The sequence below is a fragment of the Prochlorococcus marinus XMU1405 genome (assembly GCF_017696275.1).
In the GTDB taxonomy this organism is placed as follows: Bacteria; Cyanobacteriota; Cyanobacteriia; order PCC-6307; family Cyanobiaceae; genus Prochlorococcus_A; species Prochlorococcus_A marinus_AB.
In genome coordinates this window covers 24,757-41,768 of record NZ_JAAORF010000002.1, presented here as the reverse complement: position 1 = coordinate 41,768, position 17,012 = coordinate 24,757, and the positions used below count along the sequence as shown (strand labels likewise).

General features: G+C 29.8%; 29 protein-coding genes and 1 other RNA gene. 20 read left to right on the top strand and 10 right to left on the bottom strand.

Annotated elements, in window-relative coordinates; translation table 11 throughout:
- Positions 1 to 586: 586 nt before the first annotated feature.
- The 5 genes from HA148_RS03680 (at position 587) to HA148_RS03660 (ending at position 2,074) form a co-directional block, all read left to right on the top strand.
- Entirely contained in the window at positions 587 to 838 is a 252-nt protein-coding gene (locus tag HA148_RS03680) for a hypothetical protein (protein WP_025931689.1), read from the top strand.
- Positions 839 to 853: 15 nt separating this feature from the next.
- Positions 854 to 1,009: a hypothetical protein gene (locus tag HA148_RS03675; RefSeq protein ID WP_209130324.1), complete on the top strand. Its 156-nt coding sequence runs from the start codon at positions 854 to 856 to the stop codon at positions 1,007 to 1,009.
- A gap of 91 nt (positions 1,010 to 1,100) precedes the next feature.
- Positions 1,101 to 1,328 carry a hypothetical protein gene (locus HA148_RS03670; RefSeq protein WP_011862743.1) on the top strand — a complete coding sequence of 76 codons (228 nt, stop codon included), beginning with the start codon at positions 1,101 to 1,103 and terminating at the stop codon, positions 1,326 to 1,328.
- Positions 1,328 to 1,582: a hypothetical protein gene (locus HA148_RS03665; RefSeq protein WP_209130322.1), complete on the top strand. Its 255-nt coding sequence runs from the start codon at positions 1,328 to 1,330 to the stop codon at positions 1,580 to 1,582. Before HA148_RS03670 ends, HA148_RS03665 begins: the two co-directional genes overlap by 1 nt.
- Before the next feature lie 291 nt (positions 1,583 to 1,873).
- Positions 1,874 to 2,074, top strand: a complete 201-nt coding sequence (locus tag HA148_RS03660; protein WP_245152007.1) for a hypothetical protein — start codon at positions 1,874 to 1,876, stop codon at positions 2,072 to 2,074.
- Positions 2,075 to 2,116: 42 nt separating this feature from the next.
- On the opposite strand, the gene HA148_RS03655 is transcribed toward HA148_RS03660, so the two are convergent.
- Positions 2,117 to 2,782, bottom strand: coding sequence for an SDR family oxidoreductase (locus HA148_RS03655; protein WP_209130320.1), 666 nt, complete (start codon positions 2,780 to 2,782; stop codon positions 2,117 to 2,119).
- A 174-nt stretch (positions 2,783 to 2,956) separates the two neighbouring features.
- On the opposite strand from HA148_RS03655, the gene HA148_RS03650 reads away from it, so the two are divergent.
- From HA148_RS03650 to HA148_RS03615, 8 genes are all read left to right on the top strand, one after another.
- Positions 2,957 to 3,163: a hypothetical protein gene (locus HA148_RS03650; protein WP_209130318.1), complete on the top strand. Its 207-nt coding sequence runs from the start codon at positions 2,957 to 2,959 to the stop codon at positions 3,161 to 3,163.
- 63 nt (positions 3,164 to 3,226) lie between these two features.
- Positions 3,227 to 3,397 carry a hypothetical protein gene (locus HA148_RS03645; RefSeq protein ID WP_209130316.1) on the top strand — a complete coding sequence of 57 codons (171 nt, stop codon included), beginning with the start codon at positions 3,227 to 3,229 and terminating at the stop codon, positions 3,395 to 3,397.
- A 9-nt stretch (positions 3,398 to 3,406) separates the two neighbouring features.
- Complete coding sequence (locus tag HA148_RS03640) at positions 3,407 to 3,616, top strand: hypothetical protein (protein WP_209130314.1); 210 nt, start codon at positions 3,407 to 3,409, stop codon at positions 3,614 to 3,616.
- Between the two features lie 181 nt (positions 3,617 to 3,797).
- Positions 3,798 to 4,010, top strand: a complete 213-nt coding sequence (locus HA148_RS03635; RefSeq protein ID WP_025931683.1) for a TIGR02450 family Trp-rich protein — start codon at positions 3,798 to 3,800, stop codon at positions 4,008 to 4,010.
- Positions 4,011 to 4,110: 100 nt separating this feature from the next.
- Positions 4,111 to 4,284, top strand: a complete 174-nt coding sequence (locus tag HA148_RS03630) for a hypothetical protein (RefSeq protein ID WP_011818200.1) — start codon at positions 4,111 to 4,113, stop codon at positions 4,282 to 4,284.
- A 525-nt stretch (positions 4,285 to 4,809) separates the two neighbouring features.
- The gene (locus HA148_RS03625) at positions 4,810 to 5,064 is read left to right on the top strand and encodes a chlorophyll a/b-binding protein (protein ID WP_025933361.1); all 255 of its coding nucleotides are present in this window, start codon (positions 4,810 to 4,812) and stop codon (positions 5,062 to 5,064) included.
- A gap of 96 nt (positions 5,065 to 5,160) precedes the next feature.
- Complete coding sequence (locus HA148_RS03620; RefSeq protein ID WP_011818197.1) at positions 5,161 to 5,358, top strand: hypothetical protein; 198 nt, start codon at positions 5,161 to 5,163, stop codon at positions 5,356 to 5,358.
- A gap of 6 nt (positions 5,359 to 5,364) precedes the next feature.
- The gene (locus HA148_RS03615; RefSeq protein WP_209130312.1) at positions 5,365 to 5,547 is read left to right on the top strand and encodes a hypothetical protein; all 183 of its coding nucleotides are present in this window, start codon (positions 5,365 to 5,367) and stop codon (positions 5,545 to 5,547) included.
- 731 nt (positions 5,548 to 6,278) lie between these two features.
- Here the strand turns inward: HA148_RS03615 and HA148_RS03610 are convergent.
- Positions 6,279 to 6,569, bottom strand: a complete 291-nt coding sequence (locus tag HA148_RS03610) for a DUF1651 domain-containing protein (RefSeq protein WP_075439804.1) — start codon at positions 6,567 to 6,569, stop codon at positions 6,279 to 6,281.
- 191 nt (positions 6,570 to 6,760) lie between these two features.
- On the opposite strand from HA148_RS03610, the gene HA148_RS03605 reads away from it, so the two are divergent.
- From HA148_RS03605 to HA148_RS03590, 4 genes are all read left to right on the top strand, one after another.
- Positions 6,761 to 6,997 (top strand): hypothetical protein, encoded by a 237-nt coding sequence (locus tag HA148_RS03605; protein WP_011862731.1) that lies wholly within the window; start codon positions 6,761 to 6,763, stop codon positions 6,995 to 6,997.
- A gap of 69 nt (positions 6,998 to 7,066) precedes the next feature.
- Positions 7,067 to 7,324, top strand: coding sequence for a Notch domain-containing protein (locus HA148_RS03600; protein ID WP_209130310.1), 258 nt, complete (start codon positions 7,067 to 7,069; stop codon positions 7,322 to 7,324).
- Positions 7,325 to 7,354: 30 nt separating this feature from the next.
- On the top strand, positions 7,355 to 7,561 hold the full coding sequence (locus HA148_RS03595; protein WP_209130308.1) for a hypothetical protein: 207 nt from the start codon (positions 7,355 to 7,357) through the stop codon (positions 7,559 to 7,561).
- Positions 7,562 to 8,311: an NAD-dependent DNA ligase gene (locus HA148_RS03590; protein ID WP_209130306.1), complete on the top strand. Its 750-nt coding sequence runs from the start codon at positions 7,562 to 7,564 to the stop codon at positions 8,309 to 8,311.
- Between the two features lie 123 nt (positions 8,312 to 8,434).
- On the opposite strand, the gene HA148_RS03585 is transcribed toward HA148_RS03590, so the two are convergent.
- The 5 genes from HA148_RS03585 to HA148_RS03565 form a co-directional block, all read right to left on the bottom strand.
- On the bottom strand, positions 8,435 to 8,587 hold the full coding sequence (locus HA148_RS03585; RefSeq protein WP_011862727.1) for a hypothetical protein: 153 nt from the start codon (positions 8,585 to 8,587) through the stop codon (positions 8,435 to 8,437).
- Complete coding sequence (locus tag HA148_RS03580; RefSeq protein WP_209130304.1) at positions 8,577 to 8,717, bottom strand: hypothetical protein; 141 nt, start codon at positions 8,715 to 8,717, stop codon at positions 8,577 to 8,579. Before HA148_RS03580 ends, HA148_RS03585 begins: the two co-directional genes overlap by 11 nt.
- Positions 8,714 to 9,013, bottom strand: coding sequence for a DUF1651 domain-containing protein (locus HA148_RS03575; protein ID WP_011818187.1), 300 nt, complete (start codon positions 9,011 to 9,013; stop codon positions 8,714 to 8,716). The genes HA148_RS03580 and HA148_RS03575 overlap by 4 nt, the downstream gene beginning before the upstream one ends.
- Before the next feature lie 161 nt (positions 9,014 to 9,174).
- Positions 9,175 to 9,359, bottom strand: a non-coding RNA gene (gene ssrS, locus HA148_RS03570) — 6S RNA.
- Between the two features lie 17 nt (positions 9,360 to 9,376).
- Positions 9,377 to 10,567: a 5-(carboxyamino)imidazole ribonucleotide synthase gene (locus HA148_RS03565; protein WP_209130301.1), complete on the bottom strand. Its 1,191-nt coding sequence runs from the start codon at positions 10,565 to 10,567 to the stop codon at positions 9,377 to 9,379.
- Positions 10,568 to 10,692: 125 nt separating this feature from the next.
- Here HA148_RS03565 and aroB point away from each other — a divergent pair, with 125 nt between their 5' ends.
- Positions 10,693 to 11,784 carry a 3-dehydroquinate synthase gene (gene aroB, locus HA148_RS03560; RefSeq protein ID WP_209130299.1) on the top strand — a complete coding sequence of 364 codons (1,092 nt, stop codon included), beginning with the start codon at positions 10,693 to 10,695 and terminating at the stop codon, positions 11,782 to 11,784.
- On the opposite strand, the gene HA148_RS03555 is transcribed toward aroB, so the two are convergent.
- On the bottom strand, positions 11,781 to 12,971 hold the full coding sequence (locus HA148_RS03555; RefSeq protein ID WP_209130296.1) for an SAM-dependent methyltransferase: 1,191 nt from the start codon (positions 12,969 to 12,971) through the stop codon (positions 11,781 to 11,783). The genes aroB and HA148_RS03555 overlap by 4 nt on opposite strands.
- A 31-nt stretch (positions 12,972 to 13,002) precedes the next feature.
- Between HA148_RS03555 and HA148_RS03550 the strand changes: the two genes are divergently transcribed.
- A complete protein-coding gene (locus tag HA148_RS03550; RefSeq protein ID WP_079337248.1) occupies positions 13,003 to 13,800 on the top strand; it encodes a methanol dehydrogenase in 798 nt (265 codons plus the stop codon).
- A gap of 23 nt (positions 13,801 to 13,823) precedes the next feature.
- Here HA148_RS03550 and HA148_RS03545 read toward each other — a convergent pair whose 3' ends face one another.
- Positions 13,824 to 14,597 (bottom strand): TIGR04168 family protein, encoded by a 774-nt coding sequence (locus tag HA148_RS03545; RefSeq protein ID WP_245152005.1) that lies wholly within the window; start codon positions 14,595 to 14,597, stop codon positions 13,824 to 13,826.
- A gap of 118 nt (positions 14,598 to 14,715) precedes the next feature.
- Here HA148_RS03545 and nadA point away from each other — a divergent pair, with 118 nt between their 5' ends.
- Positions 14,716 to 15,675: a quinolinate synthase NadA gene (nadA, locus tag HA148_RS03540; RefSeq protein ID WP_075507860.1), complete on the top strand. Its 960-nt coding sequence runs from the start codon at positions 14,716 to 14,718 to the stop codon at positions 15,673 to 15,675.
- Here the strand turns inward: nadA and HA148_RS03535 are convergent.
- Positions 15,672 to 17,006, bottom strand: coding sequence for a S41 family peptidase (locus tag HA148_RS03535; RefSeq protein ID WP_209130294.1), 1,335 nt, complete (start codon positions 17,004 to 17,006; stop codon positions 15,672 to 15,674). The two genes, nadA and HA148_RS03535, sit on opposite strands and share 4 nt — an antisense overlap.
- Positions 17,007 to 17,012 lie beyond the last annotated feature (6 nt).

Below are 17,012 nucleotides of genomic sequence, written 5' to 3'. Positions count from 1 at the left end.
TATCCACTTTTTAGGTGTTTTTCAACAGGGTTTTCCACAATATGTTGATTAAATTTAAATTTCTATGTGCAAAATAAAATATTATCTTCTTTTAGGAAAAAACTATCCACAATTTTTTTTTGGGATCACTATGATCGCAAATGTCTTTTAAATAATTTTAAGAACAAATCTTATGAATCTACATGAGACAAAAAAGGATTTGAATCCCGAAATCAAAAAAGAGTTGGAAAAATCTAAGCTTAAAGTTCTTACTAATGAAAATGATTTTTTAGTAAAAAACCTCAAAAAGGCTGGATGATTTATTAGAGTTAAATATTTTTAAACAACAAAATTTTCAAAAATTACTTTCTATGGCGAAATAATGATTTATTAAATGATCGCCCAAAATATTTCTAATTTGTCAAATATAAAATTTCTATTAAATATACAAATTAATACTCTTGCTACCAAACATATCAAAAAAATTCTAGTTATATTATAAAAATCTCAGATAGAGATCAGATTAGAAATATCAACGGGAAATCCCAATTTTTAAATTTTTTAAACATTTAGTTTTTCCTGTAATAGTATTTATTTTCTATAAAAGATGAATATCCAAGAACTTAAAGTCAACTACAAAAAGCTTTTAAACAAAGCTGCCAAGGCAAACGGTCGTAAAGAAACTGTTTCTTACTTAAATCGTGCTGCTAAAATTAAATCAAAAATCTATTCAAACACTAAAGTAAATTGTTTTAGATGTAATGGAGCAGGTTTTCTAAGAATTTCTTTAGATGAGACTAAGACATGTCTATCTTGCTATGGGAAGGGTTTTTTGATTAAAGAAATTCAGCAGGTTTAAAAAATTTAATTATTCATGAAAAATCTCATTCAAGCTCATAAAAAATTAATTAAAACAGTTAAAGAACAAATGGGATTTTCTGATTATGCGATGTACTGGTTGGCTTTCCTGGAAGGGGGTTTAACTATATGGTTACTTGATAGAATATTTTTCCACTGGTTGAAGTTTTAATTTTTATTTAAGTAAAAAAAATTCTGCGGGTATTAAATAAATTAATTTATCGAAACCATTTAAAAAGTTGTAGCATAGTAAAAAAACCAATATGCAACTACTGGGATTAATTCTTCTTCTAGCAAGTAGCTGGTACTTATGGAAATTAACATCAAACTTTCTTGATGAACCAACAAAAAAAGAGCTGACTAATAGTTTAAATAACCTCAAAAATAAATTCTCTGAGGGAAAACAAAATTTTTCTAAAGCAAAAATAAGCGAAGCTTGGGAAAAATACAAAGAAGAAGGTGGTGCCTTATCTAATAAAGAAAAAAGCTAGTGGACTTTTTTATTATTACAAGTCTCACTAAAGATATTTCTAGAATTGATCTAATTGGCATTTTGTTTGGTCATTTAATTTTTGGTGTTGCATTGACACAGCTTTTAGATTGGACGTGGTTAAAGAACCTTATGAGTGAAGAAGATAAAACAAGGATGCTTAAAAGTTATACATGGAAAGACTTATTAGTAGATGGAGCAATTGTCACGGTAGTTTTAGGAATAATCTTTTTGATAATTAGCTTTTTTCTATAAATGAACGTAACTTACATCCTTTTAGTTTTTTTAATCATATCAATTGTGATATTTACCCAAATAATCAATTCCTCCGATAAATCAAAATAAATGACAGAAGTAGTTAGCAACTCCTCAACAGGGTGGTACTTAATCGCTTTTGTAAGCACAATATCTTTTTTAGCCTTAATTTATTTTGGCCAAAAAAGATAGAGTACAATCTGAAAGATTATTAAAATTCATAAAAAAAACCCTGCGACTACTTGAGATGCAGAGCTTTTAATTATTAAGTTACTGATTTATATAAATCTATTGATTATAAAACCTTTTTTCTTAATCAAAGAAAAAGAGACCGATGAATTTGATGAAGATACTGAATTCACGGCCTCTTTTTTAACCGCATTTTTCGGTAGATACGACAATGAATCACCTCCTTTACTAATGTTTTTTTTAAAGATAACTAAAAGAATTAAACAAGGAAAGAAATTCGTTAAAAATTTAAAATTTTTTTAACAAATTAAAGATATAAATCTCTTCAATATGAATGTATTGATATTACCAAGGCAAAACTTCTCCGTTGGCATGCCAAAACGTACCCGAGTTATTTTTATTTAAAGAATCAATACGTTTTAAAAGGCCATTTGCTGATTCTTCAGGACTAATTCCATTTCTTGTAAAGCCAGTCATTCTTGTACTCACTAACCCAGGATGCAAAATAGCTACATAAATATCTTCCCTTGATAAATCTATGGAAAGTGATTTTGCTGCCATGGACAAGGCGACCTTAGACATTCTGTAACCATAAGAACTTCCTGATGTATTATCTTCAATAGATCCCATTCTACTTGTGATAAAAGCAACTTTAGAAGATCTTTTTAAAAGATGTTTAAGTGTTTGAGTCATACATATTGGGCTCAATGCATTGACTTCAAATTGACGCAAAATACTTTTCTTTTCTAAGTTTTCCAAAGAATTAAATTCATATATTCCTGCATTATGAATTAAGCAATCTAAATTAACTCCAGATAGTTTTTTACACAAATTTGTTATCGACTCATCTGAAGCAATTTCTATATTCTCTTCAATTCTCACTCCTAAATCTCTAAGTTCTTTTGAAGCTTTCCTACAAGCTGCAATTACATTATCTCCCCTCTTATGGATTTGCCTACATAGTTCTAATCCAATACCCCTATTTGATCCTGTAATTAGATAAGTTGACATCTCTAAACTAAAAAATAAGAAATTAATCTAAATCCAAATATAAGTGAAAACGAACTATAAAAAGAAAAAATTTATAAAATTCCTTATTAGATTTTTTAAGGTTATGATGGATTATGAAATTTAAAAGATTTTATAAAAGAAAGCAAAGATATTTTTATCATCAAAATTTAATTTATGGAAATTTTCAATCAAGAATTTATACAAGAGATTATTAGGATAACGTGGAGAAATCCTGCTTTCATGGCTATAGCTATCGCGTTAGTTTGGCTTATCCCACAATTATTTATCAGACAAATAATGGCAAAAAAATATGAAAGAAGAAAAATAGAAATTCAGAAAAATAAAATTCAGAAGCTTTACCCAACTAATACTCCTAAATAAGATTTTTATTTATAAGATGATCTTATGAATCAAAAAAAAATACTTTTTGCATCTAAATAAAATATGACCTACAAAATAATTAGAATTGATGGGAAAGATGACGAATTAACAACTCAAAGTTTTGATAAGTATTCAGATGCGTACGATTTGTTAGAAGAATTATATGGAGATTTATGTTGCTCAGATGCTGATTATGGAGACATAACCTATTACGATATTGTGAAAATAATTTAAAAAATATTAATGGAGAATAAAAAATGGGCTCCCTCGCAAGAAGAAAATTTAGGGGTAATAACGAGTGTATATGAATTAATTAAAGAAGAACTTTCAGAACTTCAAAAAAAAACTGGATGTCCTGATTCATTTATTTATGATTTTATTGGCAAGATTCAGAATGAATGGCATCCTGAATCTTGCCACTCCATAGTTAGAAATAAAAAAAGGAAAAATTAGAAAATATTAAATCTTCAACGCAAATTTATAAAATTTCTCTAATATAATTTGAATTTAAAAATATTAAATCATGATTATTAGAATACTAGGAATCGTACTTATCCTTGGTACGATTGCATATTATGGTTTAGTGTTAACTGGGCAAAGCAACCTTTAGTTTGTTAACTTTTAAAAATTTCTCATGAAATGGCCTCCTACTTTGTGTTGGACAGCACCAAAAACAATTAATGGTAATAGGCATTTTCAAGTTAAAGCTTATGGTGGAAAAAATGAAGATAGGTGGGTTGATATTTTTCCTACCAAAAATAAAAAAGATATTAAAAGAATCTCATGGGCAAAACTAAAATCAGAATGGACTACTGGATGGTTAAGGCTCCCAAAAGATAAAGATTAATTTGTCTATGTAAACAAATATTATTAACCAGCAAACTGTAAAAAATAATACCTAACTCAAAAAAAATAACTTCTAAAATTTTTTTAAATTGCTGTTTAATATGAAGTCAGAACCGAAGAAAAAACTTCCTAATAAAAAAGTTATAAGTTCAGCAAAATTTGAGGCTAAAGAACAATTCACAAAATCTGCATTAGAAAATTTAAAAACAGAAAATGAAAGACTTGTTAATTCACTAAAAAAATCTGGGGAGATTAAAGAATCAAAAAGAAAATAGACTTACAGTACTTAAAATTTTTTATTAAAATATAAATTTATGGATTGAGAAATGATTGAAAAAATCTCTATAGCAAATTCTCATTTACCTCAACTTATTGGGTTCGTACTGATGTCAATTGGTTACACACTAGGCAATAAATTCTACCTTCCTGAAATCAAACAAAAGTAATAATTTCTAGTTATTAAATATATTTTAAATAAATCACATTAAAAATATATTCCTTATAAAAAATATTCAATATTTTATCTGATTTAAATTAAAAACTTCAAAGCTAACTCTTTAATTCAATTAAGACTAGTCCTGGGATGTAACTGACACATAAATGTAACAATAAAGTCCTTAAAATTCTGAAATCCAAAGAAAAAGTAAGAATTCATACTAATTTTTTTTAAATATGTTACATTCTTTAATAATTCAAATTAAGGTTTCCTCTGTCAATAAAGCAGAAATGAGGAAATGTTTGATGTATACAAACGTCATTTACTCTTTGGCTTACTAATTGATCACATATGAAATTTAAAAATGGATGCACTTACTAGTTTTATAGTTGTTATTATTGCAATTACAATTCAATTCTCTTTATACGCCATCAAAAGGTTGCAGGAACCTTTAGAACCAAATTATTTAATAGATAAAAATTCGAAAAAAATTAAAAACTACATGGGTAAATTTTGGAAAAATGCCGAAATAACAAATGGGAGATTAGCTATGATTGGTTTTTTAGCTTTGATAATAAACTACGGTTTTTTTGGGTGGATAATACCTGGTTTTATTTAAACTATCAATACATTAAGATTTAAAAAAAATAAATCTCGCGTTCAAAACAAACTCTCCTTTTAAGTAAAAAATTTTTATTATAAGTAAAAAAATCAATTGAGTAATTCTGATTTTGATAAAAATGGATTGGATAGCTATGGAATACATTGGCTTCAATATGCTGCTTTTGCTGTCTCTGGTTTTGCTATATTTACAACTTGGGCATTTTTTTACGATGAAAGATTTCACAACTTTGTAATGAATATCTTCAGGGTTATTAACTGCAGCGGGTTCAACTGTAATGGAGCATTTTAAAATTCTATGGCTAATCCAGATCAAAAAACAATATTAATTGATAATGCTTATGAGGAAATAAAAAGCATTTGTATAAATCTTCAAAAAGACACTGACGCTTCAAATTCAGAACTTAAAAGTTTACTAAAATTAATTATTATTGAATGGGAAGAAAAAGAAGAACAAAAAACTGGTTTTGGATTCAGGTAAAGTTACCCACTATCTGAGAAGAGACTAAGGCCTTAAAACATTTTAATATGAACAGATTTTTACTTTTAAAATTTAATATTTATAATTTACATTTTTTAGAAAGAAATTAAAAAGGAATGAATCTCAAATAGAAAATTCATTCCAGATTTAGCATTAGTTTTATTTAGATTTAAATTTTATAATTTAACTCCTCTGGTGGACTGTCAATCATTAGATCCCTCCTATTCAACAAGTTAAACCTACGCCTTACTTATTAAAAAAGTAAATCAGTAAAAATGCTGATTTATTATTTTCTAAAATGTTTGAATTAAAGAAGCCAATTCTGGTGCATCTATTAAAAGTGCAAAAAATGTAAGCACAACTAATAAAAATATGGAAAAGTAGAATTGAATCATGCTTCAAAATTACTTAAAAAGAACTTTTTAAGTTGTATAAAATAATGCTTTGTTTACATAACTAAATATCTCTACCTAGAGAAGTTTAATTAGAGAATAATTAAGATGCTTCAGGAGAAAATATCGTCCTATTTTTTTGCCAATACTCACAACCTTTAAGTAAATGATCACCCTGTGGTATACGTTTTTCGTATTTTGGACAGATCAAGATAGTAGCAAAAGTTTCTGTAGTGCTGTAGCGAAAGTGATTGCAAGTAATACAAATCTTTGTTCGTTTTCGTTTTAGGGTAGATTCTTTTAGATATTCCCATTTTGAAGGATTTACCTTGATCATGATTACTGGAATTTATTAGTAACAATTTGCCAACCTCCTGAAATTAATTCATTCCATGTTTCGCAAGCACACTCAATAGAATGAAGTCTTGAATTTTTAATTTGGGCTGGTTCACCTAATTCATTTGCATAGAAAAGATGAGTATATACTTGTAAGTTATTAGATACAGATTTCTTATAACTCTCAAAAAAAATTAATAAACCACTTTTTTTGTTAAACAACCAGCCAGTTGGGGGGTCAATAAGACTGCCACGATAAAAATAAGTCCGAACATTAGCGACTCCTGAGGTCATGTATATAATACAGTTGTACTATTAATATAAATGTACTACTCGCAGACGTCAAGTATTCCTCTGGTAATTATTTAAATACAAAATTACTTTCCAGAAATAATCAGCCGTAAAGTTCTTATTTGGTAATAGTGAATACAAGTAACTCCTTGAAAAGGAAAATATCATTTAAAGGGTATCTCCAAAAGAATGCAATGTATCGAAATCCCTTCTATTTAGGATGGAACAAAGGTTGGTCTTTTTTATTTTTTTTAGAGGGTGGCATTGCAAAAATTGAAGCAAAAGGTTTTGGTATTTCTATTACAACAAAAGTTGAGAAAGGAGAATCACCCCTAGAATCTGCAGATAGATTAGTCTCAAAAGAGCAAAGGATTAGAAAATCAAGATATTATTCTTGGGTTAAATCTATTAATGAAAAAACAATAAATTAACCAATCCTTAAATTTCTAAAGTAATTTGTTGACAGTCAATTTAAAATAGAAAATAATCATTTATTTTTCGTGTCCAATAAATTTTATGAATGGTGGAAAAACCATAGAAAAGTTGTAACCTATGGGGCTTTTATCATCTTGTTTGGTTTTTATTTATCTCCTTTAGTCAAAGAAGCAAAATACAAAAACCAATGTATTAAGTACTCTACTAAAGGAGCTTTAACTAAATTTAATAAGGACGATATAGGAGAAACTTTACTGGAAGAAACAGGTTTGAATATTGATGAACTAGCAAAGATTGAAGGTTATAAGAATTGCATTAATTAAAAAGTTCGCAAAAATTACGCTGATTTTTTAATGATTAAAGGTATTTTTAAACTTATTTTATTAATATTATTATTTGGATTTATATCAATAAGTCCAAAAACAAGATATTTGGCTGGCATAACTCTAAAAGAAATTTCTTCATTTCTTTTATGGACTGTTAAATATGAAGATAGAGAAAAATGGATTATAGATAAACCAAGTTGGATACCTGACCAAAAACTTAAGCCATCGTATTAAATGAAGACTTATTTAGAAGAACGAATTGAATGGTATGACGATAATTATAGAAATGGTAATGCTTTAATCTCTGATAAGCAGTTCGACCAACTTGAAAAAAATTTATTAAGAACAAACCCTAATTGTGATTACTTTAAAAAGAAAAATAAACTAGTTTTACCCTCATTAGAAAAGGATTCAATAGATGAATTTTTGAAAGGATTATTAGTAGATACCAGATTATTAATTGAACCGAAAATTGATGGTTGTGCTGTTGCTTTGCAATATAGGGATGGAACCTTGGAGAAAGCAATTTCAAGAAAAGGGGCCGACGTTACTAGTAAAGTTATTAAAGTCCAAGACATTCCCAATAATCTCCCTTTACGAGGAGTTCTTCAAGTTAGAGGTGAGTTATATGCACCCAACCAAAGTCCAAATATCTCCCAAAGAATCGCTTCAGGATTTCTAAGAGCAAAAGAAGGATTTTCGGAAAGTCTTAGCTTCTGCGCATTTCAAATACTTAATTCAACACTTAACCAATATGAGTCCAAAAAGATTCTTTCAAAGCTTGGCTTCACGATCCCTCAGGATATTTCATGCAACTTTACGAGCCAAGTTGAAGTATTTAGAAAACAATGGTTAGAAGGAAAGCTTTTTAGTAAATATCCAACAGATGGAATAGTGGTAAAAATAAATTCTAGAAAATTACAATTAATTAGAGAAAAATCAAATTTAGATTATCCTTATTGGCAAGTGGCAATAAAAAGTTAATGGAATTAATACACCAGATTTTTCCTCCTTGGCATATTTACTTGGATATGTTTTTGGTTGGCTTTGCAACATATGGTTTTCTAAGAATTAAGAAAAAAATAAAAACTAAATAAAATTTTTAAATCATCCGTGGTCCTTAAGCATAGATTTAAGTTGTTCGGTGTCTAATTGTTCAAGATAATTTCTCATTGCCAACCAAGATCTTCTGCTTTCTAACTTTCCACTTTGTTTAAATAAATTCGCGGAAACTTGATCTATCAATTCTTTATGAGTCATATTTATATTCTTCATCAAGTTCAATGACAACACCATTAAAAAATTCTGCTAATAATTTTGATGGGTCTTGTATAGATACCTTTCTATCTGCTTTTGATAGTTTCTTTTTGATTGGATTTAAGTTAGTCATACTGATTCAGGTAATTCAAGTTCTTCAAAAGTCCAACCTTCTAATTGAAGGTCATGCCATTTATCCCAAGCATTATCCAAATACATTTGAGTTGATGATTTAATTGCCATTGGCTCACCAAGATCATTTGCATAATAAGTATGAGCAAAAATTCTCATACTATTTCTTGGAGATTTTTTGTTCCTCGTAAATAAAATTAATCTGCTACGGTCTGGGCTAAGCAACCAACCACTTGGGGACTCATTACGATAACCGTAAGAAAAATTAGTCCAAACATTAGCTCCTCCTAAAGTCATTTCCTAGTAATACATATGTACTATTAATATAAATGCATTAGAAATGGATCGTCAAGTATTTTGGCAAATAAATTATTTACACTGATAGAGAATAAAAACAGCTCAGTTATTCCAAAAAATAAAATACCCACCAAAAGCCTGTTTTAGCAAGCATTTTGATAGGTAACACCGGATCCCCGTCAGTTCTCTGCTGCATCGACCTGGAAATGCCAGAAGAGGATTCAAAGTGGGCTTTCGTTTCCGATTACAAGATCGGTTTACTACCGCATCACGACAGTCTCCTCATGTCGAAAGAGAGTCAGATCAGAGCACATAAAGAAGAACTTAACCAAAGATCCAGTAACCTAACTCTAACTTATTTTTTTAAGCATTTGGAGATGGCCAAATGTCTCTTACCATAGTTAATAAAACTTGAGCCTCATCATATCTTTCTGAATGCGTTTTACCATTTAATAAAAATGTGATGTGAGCCATTTTTCTTCCCAGAATTTCACGAGATTTGCCATAACAATGAATATTAGAACCTTCAATTTCAGATAACATTTTAATTCTGGTTTCCATTGAGATTGAGAAATTCTTTCTTAATCCCAGTAGATTTATCATAATTGCCCCTTCACAGATCATTTTGATGTCAGGTGGCATTATCCCAGAAGAAATGCAAACATATTGATCAAACTGACTTGAAGTGCAAGCTTCAATAGAGAAATGAGCTGAGTTATGTGTTCTAGGAGCTATTTCATTAATTAAAAGACCATTATCTCCATAGAAGAATTCAATAGCTAAAACTCCAACGTAATTAAGTTCATTGACTATTGAAGAGAATATATTTATTGCAAATAAGTTCAAATCATATTCATTTATTCCAGGTGCAAGAACCCAATCACAAACGTGGTTTAATTGAAATGTCTCAACTATTGGAAAGAATCTTATCTTACCGGTCCTATCTCTGGAACCAACAAGAGCCAGTTCTTTTTCATACTCTATCCATTCTTCTATTAACCATTCATCAGAATTATTCTCTGTTAAAAAAGAATCTAAATCTTCTCTTGTCTTTATTTTTTTGTTCCCTTTACCGTCATATCCACCTTTATTTGATTTTGCCATTAGAGGAAAAGTCCAATTTTTGATTTCCTCATCCGAGAGATTTTTAAAATCTTCAATACTTATCCATTTTGGACAGGGAATATTCATTCTATCGATTAATTTTTTTTGAGAAAACCTATCTACTAATGGCTTAATTGCATTAAGGCTTGGAACAAAAATATCGTTATTACCAATTAAATTTAATTTATCGATTTTTATCCATTCATTTTCAAAAATTATTTTTTCACACTCATTAATTAATGATTTATTACCTCTTATCTTTAAAGGATCAGCTTCTATGACATGATCTGCTTTTGAACCAGCAGGATCATCACAAGATTTTGTTTGCACACATACTTCTAAATCTCTTTTTTTTGCTGCCTCGGTTAACATCAATGCCAGTTGACCACCTCCAATTATTCCTAGGGAATAATTTTTCTTAATATCGTTTATATTTTTTTTAAAACTCATAGCATGATTTTATTACCATTTCTAATTCTTAACAACTGAATTTTTAAGTATCTAGAGCTTAGATTTTGCTAATATATAAAGTATTTAATACCAAATATTTATAAATTTTAACTAGGTAATCAATTGTGAATAAGAGAAAAATATTAGTCCCATTAGGTGATAAGTCATACGAAGTAACTCTAGAAGCAGGGATACTGAATAATATCAGCGAAGAACTCTTAAAAATTGGAATAACAAAAAATAGAAAAATACTTGTGATATCAAATGAAGAAATATCAAATTTGTATGGTGAAAAATTCTTAAATAATTTAAAAGATAATCAATTTCAGGCCAAAATGTTCCTTATCAAGGCTGGGGAATCATATAAAAACTTAAAAACATTGAGTGAAATATATGATATTGCATTTGAATTTGGCTTAGATAGAAATTCCGTAATTATTGCCCTTGGAGGAGGAATTGTTGGAGACGTAAGCGGTTTTGCAGCTGCTACTTGGCTAAGAGGTATCGAATATATTCAGATTCCAACAACATTATTATCAATGGTTGATTCATCTGTGGGAGGAAAAACAGGAGTCAATCATCCAAAAGGTAAGAATTTAATTGGGGCTTTCAATCAACCTAAAGCAGTTTTTATTGATCCAGAAACTTTAAAAAGTTTGCCCAAAAGAGAATTTAATGCAGGCATGGCCGAAGTAATAAAATACGGAGTAATAAGAGACAAAGAACTTTTCGAATACTTAGAAATTGAAAAAAACAAGAATGAACTTATAAATCTCAAGAATGAATATCTTATTAAAATAATTAATAGTTCAATAAAAACAAAGTCTCATATTGTTTCTCAAGACGAACATGAAAATGGTCTAAGAGCAATATTGAATTATGGTCATTCTTTTGGTCATGTTATTGAAAATTTGTGTGGATACGGCAAATTTCTACATGGTGAGGCAATATCAATTGGTATGAATATTGCGGGAAAAATAGCAATTGAGAAAGGGTTATGGTCTCAAGAAGAATTAGAAAGACAGCAAATTCTATTAGAGAGTTACGATCTTCCTACCGAGATCCCCAAAATAAATAAAGAAGAGGTTCTAACAATACTTATGGGCGACAAGAAAGTTCGTGATGGCAAAATGAGATTTATATTACCGAAAGAAATTGGTGCCGTGGATATTTATGATGACGTAGAAGATTCATTATTTTTAAAGTTTTTTTCTTAACGCAAACAGGTTGAATTTATATTCATTTCCTTCTCCTTAAACTTTTTAAAAACAAACCACTTAAAATTACCTAAACATACAGGATCAACGAGTCTAAGTAATGCCTCTCTTCTTAAAAGAGCATTTGATAAATCCTCCTTAAATTCCTTCTGAATTCCATAAAGTCTTTCTGCCAATCCAAGTGCCAACAAAGCCTCTCCTTGTTTAGTTATCCCAAGAGTATTAAATCCAAGAGTCTCAGCATCATTAATTAAAGTTTCTATACAAACATGAGATGTTAAATCGCAATTTCCAGGAGAATCCAGGACATTATTTATCATTTTTTGATTTTCATAAGAAACTATCGTCCCATCAGAATTCTTAGAGTTATAGTATTTTTTAGCTTCTTTAGCGTAATCAATTATCAATAAAATGCCATTATTGATTTTCCCATAAATAGCTTCTAACCATTTTGAGTTATCTACATGCCATTCTGTCGTCCATCCTTCAAGAGCATCTTCAGGCGGAATAGTTATTCCCAACTTACTTTTAGCAAGTTCAAAACTTTTTTCCAATTCACTTGTAATTGGCATTTCATCAAAATATAATTTATGAGATTTTTTATCTATAGAAACTGCTTGTCGAAGTAATTTTCCTTTTGAGAAGGTTATTCTCTCTACTGGCAAAGCATCCAAAACCTCATTTGCAATCACTATTCCATTTATATTATTTTCCTCTACTTCATCCAAACCTTTCCATAAAATATCGATGCCTAAGTTTAAAAATTCTTCCAATTTGTTTTTTTGTTTTTCTACCATCCCTTCATTAGGTTCAATAATTACAAAAGAAACTCCTTCCAAAAAATTCTTGTTATTTTCTAAAAAATATTTAATTAATCCACTCATAAAGCTTCCATCTCCTGCTCCAAATTCAATTACAGCTAATTTCTGATTAGATAAAAAACTATTTTTGAACTGAATCAACCAATCTTCCATTTGTTTACCAACCAAAAAAGCAAAATCATCAGATAAAGAGGGTGATGTAACAAAATCTCCTCGAACGCCTAACTCAGCTTTACCGCTACCGTAATAACCATTAATAGCATCATTTAATGCGAAATTCATAAAGTCATAAAAACTTATAGTCCCCCCCATTTTTATTATTTTTTTTACTAACCAATCTGGATTATTCGCGGGTAAGCTATTCATCGGCGAAAATATAAAAAGACAGAACTTATTTATGCCTTCAAAGATTAACTATTTATTAGGAATATTTCTATCTATATTAGTTTTAATTTCACATAAACCCGTTTTCGCTATAAATAATCCAAATCTCTTACCAGAAGAAAAAACACCAGTAATTGATTTAGCTAAAACATTAAGCCCTAATCAGAAAAAATCTTTAGAGGAAAAGCTCAATAATCTAGAAATTGAAAGTGGGTGGAAAATTAAATATTTATCTCAGTTTGAAAGTTCACCTGGTAGTGCAATTAAGGACTATTGGGATTTAGATGAGACAAGTTTGTTGATAGTTGCGGATCCTAGAGGGGGAAATTTGCTGAACTTTAACGTCGGAGAGGCTTATTTTAATTTTATGCCAAGGTTATTTTGGGTTGAACTTCAAACAAGATTTGGCAACCAATACTATGTTAAAGATCACGGTGAGGATGGTGCAGTATTAGATGCAATTGATTCAGTAAAGATTTGTCTCGAAAGAGGAGGATGCCAAGTTGTCCCTGGCCTACCCAAAGAGCAATATGTATGGACTTTATGTACATCGATTCTTGGAGGTTTAGTAGCAGGTTTTGCATCTGCCCCAAGAAAAGAAGGTCAAGTCATTTCAATTGGATTTTTAGCTCTTCTTTCTCCTTTATGGGGAATGTTATTTGGAATTTTTGGTTTGGCACCGATAATATCCAGAACAAATGATTTATTACCTTTATTTAAAAATGGTTTAGCTTTTACAGCCGCAGGAATTGCGGGTTATATCTTGTCTCAAACATTATTTTCAAGATATGAAAAGCCCAATAATACTTAAAATATGATCAGAGATATTTAATCCTAAATAAATTTATCTTCTTCACGAATTTCACCAGACTCTGAATACCATCGATGAGAAACATGCCTTAATTCCTTATTTTTAAACTCAATCCATGAAAAGTTAATTAGCAATTTCCCATCTTCATCAGTTTTATATCTTGGTACTACAGCAGTGTTGAAATAAATTGTTCCTTTGCTATCAATTCTAAACATCTCTCTTAAACCAAGATTTCTTTTAAGCCGGTTGTGCATATGACCAAAAATTACAAGATCAACTTTTCTTCTCTTTTGTATGTTTGAAATAGCAGCAGACAAATCTCTATCTCCCCAATCTAAAGAGGGTAATTTCCAGTCTTTCCCACAAATGCTTTTAGGTTCTGAACCTAAACCCGAAGGACCAGCATGAGACATAATTATTAGAGGTATTTCTTCAATAGTCTTTTCTGAACATTTGATAATTTTATTTATTGAATCTTGTTCGGTTATAGGTCCATAAACGCCTTTAACTTCTTTTGAAAGATAATAGCCGCCGCCAGAACTACATGGTCTAGCAGACAATAAATTTATTTGATTATTAAAAACTTTCAAATCCCATGCACAATATTTTTCACCAAGAACACGTATCTGCTTTGAGAGAGTTTCGCCTGTAGAATCTTTCCCTCTATCATGATTTCCTAAAATAACAAAAGTAGGAATTTTGATCTCATTGATTTTTTTAATTATTTTGACATTTCCATCAGAAATATCACCAACAAATAAAACAATATTTGGTTTGATAATCGATAAGACTTTCAAGTCTAATTCAGACCATTGACCATGACAGTCGCCAACAATAGCAATTTTTAAATTTGTCAGAATTTTTTCTGTTTAAAGGCATATAATCTATTTAGAGATATTCTAAATCCTGACCAGTATAACTTCTACTGCAAAACAGAAATCAGTTCAAAACGAAGAGGATTTGATTTCTGAAATAAAGGAGCGTTGCGGAAAAGCCAATGCAATTATTCTTGCGCACTATTATCAAGCTCCAGAGATTCAGGAAATTGCAGATTTTATTGGCGATTCATTAGATCTATCTAGGAAAGCTGCAAATAATGACGCAGATATAATAATTTTTTGCGGTGTGCACTTTATGGCCGAAACCGCAAAAATACTTAGCCCTAATAAAACAGTCCTATTACCAGATATTGACGCAGGATGCTCATTAGCAGACGATTGTCCTTCAGATAAATTTCAAAAATTCAGGGAAGAAAATCCAGATCACTATGTCGTAAGTTACATAAATTGCACTGCAGAAGTAAAAGCTCAAAGTGATCTGATATGTACAAGCAGTAATGCAGTCTCATTAATTAAAAAGATACCTGAAGATAAAAAGATAATATTTGCGCCAGATCAGAACCTTGGGAGATGGGTACAGAAAAATTCAGGAAGAGATCTTAAATTATGGCCTGGCAGCTGCATTGTTCATGAATCATTTAGTGAAGAAGCACTTCTAAAATTAAAATATCAAAATCCAGGATCAAAAGTAATTGCTCATCCTGAATGTAGTCAAAATTTACTAATTCTCTCAGACTTTATTGGATCAACAAGTAAGCTGCTTGATTTCGTAAGTAAAGATCCATCTAAAACTTACATGGTACTAACTGAACCTGGAATAATTCATCAAATGAAAAAGAAAGAACCTAATAAAATTTTTATTGAAGTTCCCGATGTAGAAGGTTGTAAATGTAACGAGTGTCCATATATGAAATTAAATACTTTAGAAAAAATTCTTGATTGTTTGAAAAATAATTCCCCATCTATTGAACTAGACCCAGAAATAATAAGAAGAGCTTATGTGCCAATAAAGAGAATGTTGGACATGAGTAATTAATTTAATGAAAATACTTTATCTTCCTTATTAATTTTTAGGAATGCATTAAGGTTTGTAGTGTCTGGATTAAATTCGCTTATCTGATTCTTTCTATTAATTATATTTATTAGCTCTTTTTCACCAGCTCTATATTGTTTATCTTTTCTAGTCCCTATCTCTCTTTGAAGTATAGGGTTTATATTCATTCTTACTTCTATGTCTGGAATAATTCCAGATTTGTTTATATCAGTGCCGTTCGGAGTTAAATACTTAGCGACTGTAACAGTTAGACCTGAACCATCAACTAAAGTTCTCATGGATTGAACTAGACCTTTACCGAATGTTTTCTTCCCAACTAATTTTCCTCTTTTGTTATCTTTTATTGCACCAGAAACTATTTCACTAGCACTAGCAGAACCCTCATTAACTAAGACAACTAAGGGCTTTTTTGTTAGAGCTTGACCATTTCCTTTTTTTGTTTCTTTTAAACCATCTTTACTTACTGTACTTACTATTACTCCTTTGTTAATGAAGTGCCTTGAGATATCAATACTTGATTCTAATAAACCTCCAGGATTACTTCTCAAGTCAAGAACATATCCTGCGACTTTTTTTGTTTCTAAATCCTTAATAGCATCTCTAGTTTCTTTGGATGCATTTGCATTAAATTGTTTAATTCTTACATAGCCAATTGATAAGCCATTTTTGGTTTGATTGACTTTACTTGATACAGATTTTATTTCAATTTTTTCTCTTGATAAAGTCTTAAAAAAGGATTGAGAACCTCTAAGAATTTCAAGCTTTACTTTAGTACCTCTTTGTCCTCTTATTAATTTCACTGCATCCTCAATATTCATACCTTCAGTAGAAATATCATCTATGGATAATATTTTATCTCTAGCTTTAATTCCAGCATCAAATGCAGGGGTGCCCTCTATGGGAGAAATAATTATTAAATCATCAGATTCTTTATCTTTAACTATTTGGATACCAACTCCAGTTAATTCGCCAGAGGTATCAATTCTCATTTGATTAAATTCCTTAGGTTCTAAAAATCTTGTATAAGAATCATCTAAATTAGAAAGCATATCTCTAATCGCATCATAAGCTTCATTGCTGTCTGAATATGTTTTTGATAAAACTTCTTTTCTTAGATTAATCCAATTGGACTTTTGAAATTTGCCGTTTGAATCAAGAAAATCTCTATATACAATTTGCCAAACATGATCAATTACTTCTTTATAACTATGATTTAAAACTGTTGCCTCTGCAAAATTATTTAAAAATAACCCAGAAAAGGATGTCGCAAACAGAAATATATATTTTTTTTTAAGCAATTTTCTTATCTTCAAATAATT